Source organism: Pseudomonas sp. VEM90 (assembly GCF_054611535.1).
Genome location: NZ_JBTRAR010000001.1, coordinates 227,599 through 241,965 on the forward strand (window position 1 = coordinate 227,599; position 14,367 = coordinate 241,965).

At 64.0% G+C, this 14,367-nt stretch carries 9 protein-coding genes; 3 read left to right on the top strand and 6 right to left on the bottom strand.

Features of this window, described 5'->3' with window-relative positions:
* Positions 1-20 precede the first annotated feature (20 nt).
* Complete coding sequence (locus tag ACYCCG_RS01065) at positions 21-1,073, bottom strand: Gfo/Idh/MocA family protein (protein WP_459669195.1); 1,053 nt, start codon at positions 1,071-1,073, stop codon at positions 21-23.
* Between the two features lie 138 nt (positions 1,074-1,211).
* Positions 1,212-1,988, bottom strand: a complete 777-nt coding sequence (locus tag ACYCCG_RS01070; protein WP_020190769.1) for an IclR family transcriptional regulator — start codon at positions 1,986-1,988, stop codon at positions 1,212-1,214.
* A gap of 193 nt (positions 1,989-2,181) precedes the next feature.
* Here ACYCCG_RS01070 and ACYCCG_RS01075 point away from each other — a divergent pair, with 193 nt between their 5' ends.
* Positions 2,182-3,894, top strand: a complete 1,713-nt coding sequence (locus ACYCCG_RS01075; protein ID WP_209965334.1) for an FAD-dependent oxidoreductase — start codon at positions 2,182-2,184, stop codon at positions 3,892-3,894.
* Positions 3,895-4,002: 108 nt separating this feature from the next.
* On the opposite strand, the gene ACYCCG_RS01080 is transcribed toward ACYCCG_RS01075, so the two are convergent.
* From ACYCCG_RS01080 to ACYCCG_RS01095, 4 genes are all read right to left on the bottom strand, one after another.
* Positions 4,003-6,909 (bottom strand): HD domain-containing phosphohydrolase, encoded by a 2,907-nt coding sequence (locus ACYCCG_RS01080; RefSeq protein ID WP_459669196.1) that lies wholly within the window; start codon positions 6,907-6,909, stop codon positions 4,003-4,005.
* Positions 6,910-7,061: 152 nt separating this feature from the next.
* A complete protein-coding gene (locus ACYCCG_RS01085) occupies positions 7,062-8,555 on the bottom strand; it encodes an aldehyde dehydrogenase (protein WP_339535040.1) in 1,494 nt (497 codons plus the stop codon).
* 195 nt (positions 8,556-8,750) lie between these two features.
* On the bottom strand, positions 8,751-10,133 hold the full coding sequence (locus tag ACYCCG_RS01090) for an aspartate aminotransferase family protein (protein WP_209965328.1): 1,383 nt from the start codon (positions 10,131-10,133) through the stop codon (positions 8,751-8,753).
* Between the two features lie 42 nt (positions 10,134-10,175).
* Positions 10,176-11,018, bottom strand: a complete 843-nt coding sequence (locus tag ACYCCG_RS01095; protein ID WP_209965326.1) for a helix-turn-helix domain-containing protein — start codon at positions 11,016-11,018, stop codon at positions 10,176-10,178.
* 282 nt (positions 11,019-11,300) lie between these two features.
* Between ACYCCG_RS01095 and ACYCCG_RS01100 the strand changes: the two genes are divergently transcribed.
* Together ACYCCG_RS01100 and ACYCCG_RS01105 are read left to right on the top strand one after the other, a co-directional pair.
* Positions 11,301-12,683 carry an APC family permease gene (locus tag ACYCCG_RS01100; RefSeq protein WP_209965324.1) on the top strand — a complete coding sequence of 461 codons (1,383 nt, stop codon included), beginning with the start codon at positions 11,301-11,303 and terminating at the stop codon, positions 12,681-12,683.
* 235 nt (positions 12,684-12,918) lie between these two features.
* Positions 12,919-14,292, top strand: coding sequence for an 8-oxoguanine deaminase (locus ACYCCG_RS01105; RefSeq protein ID WP_459669197.1), 1,374 nt, complete (start codon positions 12,919-12,921; stop codon positions 14,290-14,292).
* The last annotated feature ends 75 nt before the right edge of the window (positions 14,293-14,367 follow it).

Sequence of the window (14,367 nt, forward strand, 5' to 3'; positions counted from 1 at the left end):
CCAGCAATAGTAAGGTTGCATCAGCCAATGTGCTCGGGCGCGCAAGCCCGACCGCTCTGGGCTGCCTGTCGTATCGCTTCGATCAGCGCCAGTGTGCACCCCCCGTCGGCAGCGTCGATCAGCGGCGCCTGTTCACCCCGGGCAACCCGCACAAAATGCTGCAATTGCAGGGTCAATGCCTCGCCGGCGGGGATGCTTTCCGAGCTTTGCAACAGGGGCGTATGCCAGCCCGAGCCTGCCTCGGCGTAATGCCAGCGCTTGAGCTGGGGAATGCTCAGTGCTCCTTGGGTACCGGCCAGCAGATAGCACGGCTGGCCATCCTGGCGCGGGTACACAGGGCTTTCGCCAGTGTCCAGCTCCCAGCTCCACGGAGCAGCCACCGCGTCAGACCCGGTCAGGCTGCCCAGGGCACCGTTGGCAAACTGCAACAGCACTGCGGCGCTGTCTTCGTTGGCAAAACCGCGGACATCGTTGCGGGTGAAGGCCTGCACCTGCACCACCTCGCCGCACAGGTAACGCAACAGGTCAAGGTCGTGGATCAGGTTGGTCAGCAAGAAACCGGCCCCTGGCTCGCGGCGCCAGGGCGTTTCGAAATAGCTGTCGGGCTTTTGCAGTTGCCACAGCGCGGTGACGTTGATCAGACGGCCCAGCTTGCCTTCGTTGATCACCTGGTGCGCCTTGGCGATCAGCGGATTGTGTCGGCGATGGTGCCCTACAAGCACCGGCACACATCGGCGGCGTGAGGCTTCCACCAGTGCACGCACTTCATCCAGGTGCACGCCCACCGGTTTTTCCAGCAGCACCGGCACCCCGGCCTCGACACAATTCAGGGCGGTGGCGACATGCAGGTTGTTGGGATTGGCGACGATCACTGCCTCGGGGCGCACCTGCTCCAGCATTTGCCGGTGGTCGGCAAAGCAAGGCACGCCGCACTCGGCAGCGAAGGCCTCGGCCTGCGGGCCGGGGTCGGCCACGGCACACAGTTGGGCTTGCGGCACATTGCGCAAATGCTGGTAATGCTGCCGGCCCATGATGCCGGCGCCAATCAAGGCAATACGAAGGGGTGGGTTCAACAGCCTGTCCTCTTGTCATTGTTGTCATGAAATTCTGAAACCTGGTTCCACAATTTACACTCGACAATTTAGAACCAAGTTCAGCTTTTCAGAAGAACAGGTGCAACAGACTGTGCGGTAATCGACCGGAATATCCCCTCAGGCAAACAGCTCGCTGGCGGGACTGGCCGCCGACAGCTCTTCTGCCGCCGCCAGCAATAGCGGTGCCAGCGCTGTAAGGCGGCTCTGTGCCAGCCGCGCGCTGGGCCCGGCGATGCTCAGCACGCCGATCACCTCGTCACTTTGCGGCCGGCGCACCACTGCGGCCAGGGCTGAGGTGCCGATGGCGGAGGTTTCCTCGACCCAGGCATAACCACGCTCGCGGGCGCGGTGCAGGTAGGCGAGCAGCTCGTCGGTGGAGCGTGGCGCGTTGGGGCCGAACTGGTCGGGGTCGGCAATACCCTGGCGCAACACCATCTGCAGCGCCTGCTCATCGTCCAGGCTGGCTAGCCAGGCATGCCCGGAGGCGGTATAGAACAGCGGCGCGTCGCGCCCCATATCCGGGTCATAGCGCAGCCCGGAGCGGGCCCCCTGGGACTTGGCGATCCAGGTTTGCCGGGCACCGTCGATCACCCCAAGGCGAACGAGTTCGCCGCTGTCCTGGGCCAGGCGGTCAAGAATCGGCTGGATGATGTCGGCACCGCTGCTGGCGAGGTAGCGAAAGCCCAGCGCTACCAGCTTGGCCGACAGCTGATAGCGGCTGCTTTCCCGGTTCTGGCGCACGTAGCCCAGCCGCACCAGCTCAGTGAGCATGCGGTGGGCAGCGCTTTTGGGAATGTCCAGGCGCTCGGCCAGGGTTTGTAACGGCAGCCCTTGGGGTTCACCGGTAAGGCTTTCTACAAGACTGAAGGCGCGTTCGATCTGACTACCAGCCATGTCACAGGTCCCTGATTTTTTGCGGATTCTAGAAGATGATTCCACATCGTCGCCAGCCAGCGCAGCTCGGGCCACCTCGAATGTCCGATGATCGCCCAGTTCTTGCCTGACATGCCCGACCTGACCTTGCAGGACCACCCGCTGCCGATAAGAATGTGGAACATTGTTCCAATAAAAACACAGGAAACCCGCAATGTCTTCCGCTCCTCTCGAAACCGCATGCGATGTACTGGTCATAGGTTCTGGCGCCGCCGGGCTGGCGGCGGCCGTCACGGCTGCCTGGCATGGGCAGAAGGTGATCGTGGCGGAGAAAGAACCGGTGTTTGGCGGTGCCACCGCCTGGTCCGGCGGCTGGGCCTGGGTGCCACGCAACCCGCTGGCGCGCAGGGCCGGCATCGAGGAAGACATCGAGCAACCGCGGACTTATCTGCGCCATGAGCTGGGGGCAAATTACAATGCCGAGCGCGTCGATGCCTTCCTCGAGGCGTGCCCGCACATGGTAGCGTTCTTCGAGAAGTACACGGCGTTGCAGTTTGCCGACGGCAACGGCATCCCGGACATGCATGGCGATACGCCGGGGGCAGCCCTTGGCGGCCATCAGGTGATCGCTGCGCCCTACGATGCCCGCGAGGTTGGCGCCCTGCTGCCACGCTTGCGCAAGACCATGCGCGAAACCTCGTTCATGGGCATGCCGATCATGGCCGGTGCCGACCTTGCCGCCTTCCTCAACATGACCCGCTCGCCCAAGGCCCTGCTACACGTGTGCAAGCGCTTTGGCCGCCACCTGTACCACCTGGCCCGCCATGGTCGGGCCATGCACCTGGTCAACGGTGTGGCGCTGGTGGCGCGCCTGGCTAAATCCGCACAGGACCTGGGTGTACACCTGCAGGCGTCGGCGCCGGCCAAACGCCTGCTTATCGAGGGTGGCCAGGTGCGCGGGGCGTGGGTCGCTACGCCACAGGGCGAGCAACTGATCCGCGCCAAGGCCGTGGTGCTGGCGGCAGGTGGTTTCCCCAATGACAACGCCCGGCGCCAGCAACTGTTCCCGCGCGATGCCAGCGGCCACGACAACCTGGCGCTGCCGCCCAAGGGGTGTTCTGGCGATGGCCTGCGGCTGGGTGAGTCCGCCGGCGGCGTGGTTGCCACCGACCTGAAGTCGCCAGTGGCCTGGGCACCGGTTTCACAAGTGCCGTATCGCGACGGCAGCGTCGGCCACTTCCCGCACATTATCGAGCGCGGCAAACCGGGCGTTATCGGCGTGCTGGCCAACGGCAAGCGTTTCGTCAACGAAGCGCATGGCTATTACGACTATGTGTCGGCCATGATCGCTGCAGTGCCGCAGGGTCAGGAGGTGTGCTCGTGGCTGGTTTGCGATCATCGCTTCTTGCGCCGCTATGGCCTGGGGCATGCCCGCCCGGCACCGCTGCCGGTAGGCCCGCATGTGCGCAACGGCTACCTGAAACGCGGCGCCACGCTCGAGCAGCTCGCCCAGGCCTGCGGCATTGACCCGTCCGGGCTGCGCGCCACGGTCACTGACTTCAATACCCATGCCCGTAACGGCCAGGACCCGGCGTTTGGCCGCGGTTCCACGCCGTTCAACCGCAAGCAGGGTGACCCACAGCACAAGGGCCCCAACCCTTGCGTGGCGCCCATCGAGCACGGGCCGTTTTATGCGGTGAAAGTAAAGCCCGGCTGTTTTGGCACCTTTGCCGGGTTGCGCACCGACGGCAATGCCCGTGTACTGAATGAGGCCGCACAACCGATTGCAGGCCTGTACGCAGCAGGTACCGACATGGCCAGCGTGTTGGGTGGCTGGTATCCGTCGGGTGGCATCAACCTGGGGCCGGCGCTGACCTTTGGCTATGTCGCCGGGCGGCATATTGCAGGGGTGCAGGAGTATGAGTGAGCTGATCCACGCTACCTGGGTGGTTGGCGGTCTCCAGGAGGACACTGCGAAAGGCCGTGGCGCTTGAATCGAGCGCCACGCGGCCTGATTTTTCAGCGTTGTCGTCCCTCAGCTCACAGGTCTGGCTGCGCAACGCTCCTGAATCTGCGCCAGCCAGTAGGCCACATCCACCTCGTCGATCTGCTCGGTACGCAGGAAGCGCTCGGCATATTGGCGGTATACCCCGCTGCTGAGGAACAGCTGTAGCAGTTGCCCGTCGACGTGCCCCTCACGGGCCATGGCTACCAGGATCTTCACCGATTCGGACAGCGTTTTCGGGGGTTTGTACGGCCGGTCTGCTGCCGTCAGTGCTTCGAAGATGTCGGCAATCGCCATCACTCGCTCGGCAATGCCCAGGTCCTGCCCGTCCAGACGGCGCGGATAGCCGCTGCCGTTCATCTTTTCGTGGTGGTTGCCGGCGATGTCGGGTACCCGCTTGAGCTGGCGCGGCAGCGGCAGTGCACTGAGCATGATGATGGTCTGCACGATGTGTTCGTTGATCTTGAAGCGTTCTTCGTCAGTCAGCGTGCCACGGCGGATCGACAGGTTGTACAACTCGCCGTAGTTGCTGGCGTGGCCTGGCAGGTGCATATCGAACCCCCAGATATTACGCGGGTCGCCCTTCACCACCGGCGGCGTGCGAGTACCCCAGGGCACGCAGTGCTCGGGGCGGTCGGCCAGCAATGGCTCCTCTGTCGGTAGTTCAGGCTGCGGCACGCCGACAAGGCGTTCCGCCTCGTCTCGGGAGATGCCCAGGCGGTTATCGAAATGGCGCAGCCAGCGTCGCTTGCCGATCACCTGCAAGCGCTGGATATCGGTGTCCTGCATGAACTCGCCGCCGATGTTGGCCTGGGCGACGAAAGCGAAGTCGTCCTGCAGCTCGGCCTGGCTTCGGCTCAGTGCGGCTTTCAGCACCTGCTGGTCGGCGCCGCTGGCCAGGCCTTGCCAGTAAGCCAGCTCCGCATCGCGCCACAGCACTTCGAAACGCATGCGTACTTCGTGGATGCGGTTGTAAAGGGTCTCCAGCTTGGTCGCCTTGTCCACCACGTACTCGGGGCTGGTGACCTTGCCACAATCGTGCAGCCAGGCTGCCACACGGAACTCGTATCGCTCTGCCTCGGTCATGCTGAAGCTGGCGAACGGGCCGCTGTCGGCTGCCACTGCCTGATCCAGCAGCATCTGCGCCAGCTGAGGCACCCGCTCGCAGTGGCCACCGGTATAGGGGCTCTTGGCGTCGATGGCGTCTGCCAGCAGCTTGATCATGGCGTCCAGCAGGCGTTGCTGGGCTTCGACCAACTGGCGGGTCTCGATGGCCACTGCAGCCACACCGGACAACTCCTCGACAAAGCGCCGGAATGCCTCGCCTACCCGCTCATGCGCCTGCTCTTCGTCCATTTGCAGGACCAGTATGCCCAACAGTGCCTGGCTACGGTCATTCAGCACCACGGCCAGGCTGCGCTCGTGCAGGCCGAGGGCCTGGGCCACTGTTGCAGCCAATTGCTGCCGGGCGCCTTCGTCCACTGCCAGCTCGCTTGGGTAATGTTCACCGCGGCACGAGGCGGCCAGGCGCAGCAAAGCCTGTTCAGCGTCGTACAGGTAAACCCCGCCGGCGTCGCCCCCGGCAGCTTCTACCAGATGGCTCAGCACGCCATCGAGCATGCGCTCAAGGTCTCGCTCGCGACTGAGCGCAAGGGTAATCGCCTGGAAGTGGCGAATAGTACCGGACATGCGGCTCAGCACACGGCTCAGCTCACGCACCTCGGAAACCCGCGAGTGCACGCCCACTTCACGACTGAAATCAAAACTGGCCAAACCTTGAACCTGCTCGCGCAACAGCCGCAGCGGGCGACCAATGCGCCGGCCAAGCACACCGCCGAGCACCAGCAACACGGCCATCAGTGCCACGGTCCAGAGCAACTGCTCGAACAAGACTTTGCGTGCCCCCACCAGCAGCTCGTGGCCTGGTACGGCAATCAGCACGTGCAAGTCGTGCCCGGCCAGGGTGGTCAGCTGCACACGAATGCCATACCAGGTCTGGCCGTCCACCTGATAAGGCTGAGGCTGGTTGCCCTTCGGCAGGTCAGCGTATAGCTGCGCCAGGCTGGGAGCGCCCAACTCGGCGACCCGCGACAGGCGCACGCCTTGCCCTTCGTGCACGATTGCCCGCTGCGGGTCCGGATAGGCCACAACGTTGCCCTGGTCATCGACCACAACAATCTCGGTACCAGGGGTCATGCGCAGGTCCTGAGTCTCGCTGGCCAGGTCGTTGACCGAAACGTCCAGGCCGATCACGGCCCCACCGTCGACGCTACGTTGGGCCATGGTCAAGCCAACCTCACGGGTGGTGAAGAACACATAGGGACGAGTCAGTACAGTAGCTGGTTGTACCGTGGCTTGAGCGAACCAGGGACGCAGGCGTGGATCGTAGCGATAGTCAGGTTTGGCCTGGGCCTGCAACAAGTTCAGCGCCCGATCATAAAAGCGCCACTCGCCCTGCACCTTGGCGCCGTCGCCATGGCTGACGCTCTGCACCAGAAAAGCCGTGCCCGGTGGAGCGGCGAAACGCTGCATCAGCTGTGGGTCACGCAGGCGACGCACCAACAGGAACTCGCCGCTGGGGTAACCCAGATAGGCGGCGCTGAGCATGCGGTTGGCGTCCAGCATTTCCACCAGCTGTGGCAGCCGATCCATGCGCTGTGCCTGGGTGTGAAGCGTCGTGTTGTGGGCAAGCAGGCGAATGCTGCTTTGCGCCGGCTCGATCAGGCGCCTGGCGCGCTCGTCGATCGTCTTGGCAACCTGCTGGGCGGCATCGCCAGCGGCGGCCACGAGGGTTTGGCGAATTCCGCGGTAACCCTGCCAGCCCAGGGCGGCGCCGAGCAGCAGCATGCCCAGCACGATAGCCAGCGCCACCAGCCACTGCAGTGAAATACCACGTCCTGTATTGCCAACAAAACGCCCCGTCGACACGCAGCCCATCCCAGGTACTCCATGTGCGGCACATTGCCTTGGCTGATGTCTGCAGCAGTGTAGAGTGCGGGTGAGCGTTCTGCCGGGCCGGAAACAGGTTTATAGACGAGCGTGCAAGACCTTGTACCACGACGCAGGCGCCGCGGACCATGAACAGGACATCAGCCGCGCAACTGGTACCAGGTGGTCTTCAGCTGCGAATATTTGTCGAACGAGTGCAGTGACAGATCGCGGCCAAACCCCGACTGCTTGCCCCCACCGAACGGCACCGTCACATCCAGCGCATCGACCGTGTTCACCGACACAGTACCGGCTTTCAACGCTCGCGCGACCCGGTGCACCTGGTTGAAGTCGTCGCTCCACACCGAGGCTGCCAGGCCATAGATGCTGTCGTTGGCCAGGCGCACGGCTTCTTCTTCCGTGTCGAAGGCGCTGACCGCCAGCACCGGGCCGAACACCTCCTCGCGCGCTAGGCTCATGTGGCCCTCAACACCGGCAAAAATGGTCGGTTCGATGTAGTTGTCCGAACCTTCGATGGTAAGGCGTCGGCCGCCACACACCAATCGCGCGCCCTCTTGCCCGGCACGCACGATGGCGGCCTCGATGCGGCCGGTCTGCTCGGCATCGACGATGGCCCCGGCGCGGCTCGCCGGATCCAGCGGGTTACCGGGCAGCCACTGGCGAGCCTTGGCCTGCAGGCGCTCGATGAACTCATCGTGAATGGCACGCTGCACGTACAGCCGCGAGTTGGCCGAACACACTTCGCCCTGGTTGAAGAAAATGCCGAAGGCGGCTTTTTCCGCCGCCAAGTCCAGGTCCTGGCAGTTGTCGAACACCAGGTTCGGGCTCTTGCCGCCGCACTCCAGCCACACCTGTTTGAGGTTGGACTGCGCCGAGTATTGCATGAAGTACTTGCCCACCTGGGTGGAGCCTGTGAACACCAGGCAGTCCACATCCGGGTGCAGGCCCAGCGCCTGCCCGGCCTGCTCGCCCAGGCCCGGCACCACGTTCAGTACGCCTTCCGGCAACCCCGCTTCCAGCGCCAGTTGGGCCAGGCGCAGGGCGGAGAACGGTGATTGCTCGGCAGGCTTGAGTACCACGCTGTTACCGGCAGCCAGTGCCGGAGCCAGCTTCCAGGCGGCCATGTCGAGGGGGAAGTTCCACGGCACCACGGCCGCGACCACACCGAGTGCTTCGCGGGTGATGGTGGCCAGCGCATTGGCAGCAGTGGGTGCCACCTGGTCATACAGCTTATCCAGCGCCTCGCCGTACCAGGCGAACACATGGGCAGAGCCCGGCACGTCGATGTTGAAGGCATCCATCACCGGCTTGCCCATGTTCAGCGAGTCCAGCAATGCCAGTTCTTCATGATGGGCCATGATCAGCTCGGCCAGGCGCAGCAGCACTTTCTTGCGCTCGCCCGGCGCCATGCGCGGCCAGGGGCCTTGCTCGAAGGCTCGACGGGCGCTGGCGACAGCCAGGTCGACCTCGGCATGGCCGCAGGCGGTAACCTGTGCCATTACGTTGTTGGTGGCGGGGTTGATGGCTGCGAAGGTGGCGCCATCCTGTGCGTTGACGGGTTTGCCGTCGATCAGTGCATGGGCCGGAAGGTAGAGGTCCGAGGCGCGTTGTTGCCAGAATTCGAGCGTGTACATTTGTACTCCAGACGACCGTCGTGGCGGTCCTTCTTGCGCAAGTAACAGGTACCACACAGTCCGCAAGCACGCCGCACTCCCTCTGTGGGAGCGGGCATGCCCGCGAATCAGGCGACACGGTGGATGGCACCGGCTTCGCCGGTGTTCGCGGGCGTGCCCGCTCCCACAGGGAAGCGCGTTACCCTTGTCAGCGGCTTAGAGCTTGCCGACCAGCCGCGCCGTGCGGTCTACGGCTATCCGGGTCTTCTCCACCAGCTCATCCAGCTCGCTGTGGTTGGCGATCAAGGCCGGGGCCATGATCATCCGGCCCAGGGTCGAGCGAATGATCACCCCTTCCTCGAAACCAAAGGTGCGGCACTGCCAGGCCAGGTCGTTCTCGTTGGCAAAGCGTTTGCGCGTCGGCTTGTGCTCGGCGAACTGCAACGCTGCCACCAACCCGGCGCCCTGCACCTGGCCGATCAACGGGTGGTCGGCGAACACCTCGCGCAGAATGCGCTGCAGGTACGGCCCGGTGTCATCCTTCACCTGGGTGACGATGCCTTCGTCACGCAACGCCTTCAGGTTGGCGATGGCCACTGCCGCCGCCACCGGGTGGCCGGAATAGGTCAGACCGTGGGCAAACACCCCGCCACGTTCCACCAACGCCTCGGCAATGCGCTTGCTCAGCACCAGGCCACCCATGGGCACATAGCCGCTGGTCAGGCCCTTGGCGATCGACAGGGTGTCGGGCTCGAAGCCGAAGTATTCATGGGCGAACCACTCGCCGGTGCGGCCAAAGCCACCGATCACCTCATCGGCGCACAGCAGCACGTCGTACTGGCGGCAGATACGCTGGATTTCCGGCCAGTAGCTTTCCGGCGGGAAGATCATGCCGCCGGCCCCCTGGAAGGGTTCGGCAATGAAGCCAGCAACGTTTTCGGCACCCAGCTCGAGGATCTTTTCCTCCAGTTGCAGGGCGCAGCGGCGGCCGAACTCGGCCGGGGTCAGTTCACCGCCCTCGGCGTACCAGTAGGGTTCGTCGATGTGTGCCACATCCGGAATCAACCCGCCCATGTCGTGCATGAACTTCATGCCGCCCAGCGCCGTGGCCGCCAGGGTCGAGCCGTGGTAGCCGTTCCAGCGGCCGATCATGATTTTCTTGGATGGCTGGCCAACCACCTGCCAGTAGCGGCGTACGGTGCGGATCAGTACCTCGTTGGCCTCGGAGCCGGAGTTGGTGTAGATCGCGTGGCTGTAGTGCCCCGGCAGCAGGCTGAACAGCAGTTCGGACAGTTCGATCACCGCCGGGTGGGTGGTGTGGAAGAACATGTTGTAGTAAGCCAGCTGATCCATCTGCGTGGCCGCGGCGGCGGTCAGGTCACGGCGGCCATAACCGAGCTGGGTGCACCACAGGCCGGACATGCCATCCAGGTAGCGCTTGCCCTCGCTGTCCCACAGGTGCAGGCGTTCGCCACCGACGATCACCCGCGGCCCTTCGGCGTTCAGCGCCTTCTGGTCGAGGAAGGCATGAATGTGGTGCGCGGCATCGGCTGCCTGGTAGTCACGGGTCTGGCGTTGCGGGGCGAAAGGCGCGTTCATTGTTGGTTTTCCTTTGCGGTGGGGTTGCAGGGCGGCTGGCGCTCAGCGCAGCTTGCCCATGTAGCTTTCCAGCGGGTCCTTGCCCAGCACGCCCTGGGCATTGGCCAGCGCGTCGATGAACAGGGAAAACAGCTCGGACTGGGTGCCGATGTCGAGCTTGGCGTAGACGTTCTTGCGGTGCGACTTGATGGTGTCTTCCGACACGCCCAGCCGCTCGGCCAGCGACTTGGTCGAGTGGCCACGCAGGATCAACTGGGCGATACGGCACTCACGCTCGGTCAGCAGCGAGCTGCCGAAGTTGTTCAGCGCCGCGTGGATGCGTTGTTCGAGGATGTTCTCGAAGCGCCCGGCGCGGCTGTCCAGCCCGGCGAAGTGCTTGCCCAGCACCGCCAGCGCCCAAGGCGTGATACGCCCGTACAGCTCGCGGGTGTGCGCATCCAGCTTGTCGGTGAATGCCAGCGACACCGCCAGGCTCTGCCCCGGCGCAACCTGCAGGATGTAGTTGAGCTCATCCTCCAGGTGCGAGTGCCGGTAGAACGACTGGTAGTATTCGCTGACCTCGAAATGGTCGGGCGCCACTTCGAACAACCCATAGCAACCCGATTCGACCTGCTCCACACACGCCCCGTAGAACGGGTCGAGCAGGTAGAAGCCCGACAGGTAGCGGCTGACATTGCCCTCGGGCTGCCAAGGCGCCTTGTCATCCTGCTCGAACAGCGCACAGGGCATGCCGTCGTGCGGGTACAGGTACACCGTGGTCGCCTGGATCGGCCGGATCACACCCAGTGCCGCAAACAGGCTGGCGGCAAAGCCCGGCCGGCCGATCGCCTCGGTGACCTTGGCCTGATGCTCGAACCATTGTTCTGAAAGCAGTTGATTAGTCACTGTGGGCCTGCCGTTTCTTTTCAGTGGCACCGCCGCCAGTGCGGTGCGTCGTTGAGCAGATACTCCCACGGCGCTGCTGGCACCGGAATCACCCTTTGGGGTGAGCCGGGCAAGGGCAGTGACCGCTCACCCCAAAGGGTGATTCCGAGTGCCTGCAGGGTGTGGGAGCATCGACCTGCCCCAGCGCTGCGAGCTTTCCGCTCGACCTCCTTGCACAACACCCAACGGTTGCGAGCCCGCTCGCCTGCCGCGGTGTCCTGCATCCCTTTTCAGGAGTTAGCAATGCATACAACAACAAGTACAGCCCATAGCCCCGCCCCGCATGCACCCTCGCAACCCGGCACCAGCACCGGCCGCTTCCGCAAGTCCATGGGCATGACCGCCCTGGTGCTATTTGGCCTGGCCTACATGGTGCCCCTGGCCGTATTCACCACCTACGGGCTGGTCACCCAGATGACCAAAGGGCACCTGCCCACCGCCTACCTGCTCACGCTCGCCGCCATGCTGCTGACCGCCTACAGTTACGGCCGCATGGTCCAGGCCCACCCCTACTCCGGCTCGGTCTACACCTACACGCGCAAGGCCTTTGGCAGCCATATCGGCTTCATCACCGGTTGGACACTGCTGCTCGACTACATCTTCCTGCCGCTGCTCAGCTACCTGCTGATCGGCATCTACATGTCGGAATACTTCCCGGCCATCCATGCCTGGGTGTGGGTCGCGGGCTCCATTGCCCTGGTCACCTTCCTCAACCTGATCGGCATCGAGTCGATCACCCGGGTCAACTGGATACTGGTGGTGGTGCAACTGGTGTTCATCATCGTCTTCGTCGCCCTGTCCATTCTCAAGCTCAGCGGACAGGCGGAGCCGGTGTCGCTGCTGGCCCCCTTCCACCACGAAGGCTTCAGCGTGCCGTTGATCATGACCGGTGCCGCCGTACTGTGCCTGTCGTTCCTCGGTTTCGATGCGGTGTCGACCATGGCTGAGGAAACCAGCAACCCGACCTACCGCATTCCCGTGGCGATTCTTGCGGTGTCGTTGATCGGCGGGCTGCTGTTTCTGGTGGTGTCTTACTGCGCACAGATGGTGTTCCCCGACTGGGGCAGCTTCGCCGACCCGGATTCGGCCTCGGTGGACGTGATGCGCCGGGTGGGCGGCGAGCTGCTGGTAACCGCCTTCACCGCTACCTACGTGGCCGGCTGCTTCGCCTCGGCCATGGTGTCCCAGGCCAGCGTGTCGCGCGTACTGTTCGCCATGGGCCGCGACGGCGCATTGCCGCGGGCATTCGGCCAGCTGGTGACGAAAAAGCGCGTGCCGGCCACTGCCATCCTGGTGGTCAGCCTGCTGTCCCTGATCGCCCTGGTGATCACCCTGGATACCGTGGCCAACATGATCAGCTTTGGTGCACTGTTCGCCTTCTCGGCGGTGAACCTGGCGGTGGTCAAGCACTACCTGGTCGACCAGAAACTGCGCGGTTGCCGCAACGCCCTGCTGTACGGCGTCATTCCCGGGCTGGGCTTTCTCAGCACGCTGTGGCTATGGAGCAGCCTGACCAGCCTGTCGTTTACCATCGGTCTGTGCTGGATGGGCCTGGGCCTGTTGGTGCTAATGGGGCTGACCCGTGCATTCCGCATGAAGCTGCCAGAGCTGCAGATGGCCGAGTGACGCCTGACGACTTGCGCGCCTTTGCCTCGCGGGTACCGGTGCTGGAACGCAAGGCCGGGCGCTGAGGCGGTGCAAGCATTCATGGATATGACCTGTGCGGGCCGCTTCGCGGTCTTACCTGCTGAGGGGCCGGCACTGGCGCTTCGAGCTGTATACAATCACTAAAAAGCTTGCTTACAATACCGAGCGCCTATGACATCGGTAATCGCCGATGCGTATTGCGCAGGCTTGCACCATGTCATCTACAAACCCTGCAAAAACGCTCCTCGTCAAAAACGCCGCACTGCTGGTCACCATGGACGGCGAACGCCGCGAAATCAAGAACGGCGGCCTGTTCATCGAAGACAACCTGATCAGGCAAGTCGGCCCCAGCGAAACCCTCCCTCAGCACGCCGACATGATTCTGGACATGGCCGGCAAGGTGGTCATCCCAGGCCTGGTCAACACCCACCATCACATGTACCAGAGCCTCACCCGCGTGGTACCGGCCGCTCAGGACGGCGAGCTGTTCAACTGGTTGACCAACCTGTACCCGATCTGGGCGCGCCTGACTCCCGAGATGATCGCGGTGTCGACCCAGACCGCCATGGCCGAGCTGATCCTGTCCGGCTGCACCACCTCCAGCGATCACCTGTATATCTACCCCAACGGCTGCAAGCTCGACGACAGCATCCACGCGGCGGCCGAGATCGGCATGCGCTTCCACGCCGCGCGCGGCAGCATGAGCGTGGGCCAGAGCCAAGGCGGCCTGCCACCTGACTCGGTGGTGGAAAAGGAAGCCGACATCCTCAAGGAATCGCAACGCCTGATCGAGGACTACCACGATGCCAGCCACGGCTCGATGCGCCGCATCGTGGTCGCGCCATGCTCGCCGTTCTCGGTCAGCCGCGACCTGATGCGCGAAGCTGCCGTGCTGGCGCGCCAGTATGGGGTGTCGCTGCACACCCACCTGGCCGAGAACGTCAACGACATCGCCTACAGCCGCGAGAAGTTCGGCATGACCCCTGCCGAGTACGCCGAAGACCTTGGCTGGGTCGGCCACGATGTATGGCATGCCCACTGCGTGCAGCTCGACCAGCACGGCATCGAGCTGTTCGCCCGCACCGGCACCGGCGTGGCCCACTGCCCATGCTCGAACATGCGGCTGGCCTCGGGCATCGCCCCGGTGCGCAAGATGCGCGACCACGGCGTACCGGTGGGCCTGGGGGTCGACGGCTCTGCCTCCAACGACGGCGCCAGCATGATCGGTGAAGTGCGCCAAGCGCTGCTGCTGCAACGGGTGGGCTTTGGCCCTGACGCGATGACCGCACGCGAAGCACTGGAGATTGCCACCCTGGGTGGCGCGAAAGTGCTCAACCGCAATGATATCGGTGCACTGGCCCCGGGCATGGTCGCCGATTTCGTCGCCTTCGACCTGGGCCATGTGGCGTATGCCGGCGGCCACCATGACCCATTGGCGGCACTGGTGTTCTGCACCCCGACCCAGGTGCATACCAGCGTGATCAACGGCCGCGTCGTGGTGAAAGACGGCCAGCTGACCACTGTCGACCTGCCGCGCGTACTGGAGCGCCACAACCAGCTGGCACATCAGTTGGTCAGTGGCACTTGATGCCAGGCATCAGCTCGGCATCGCCGGGTTGAATGAAGGTCATGCGCAGCCCTTTGGGCTGCGCTGCCATGTAGA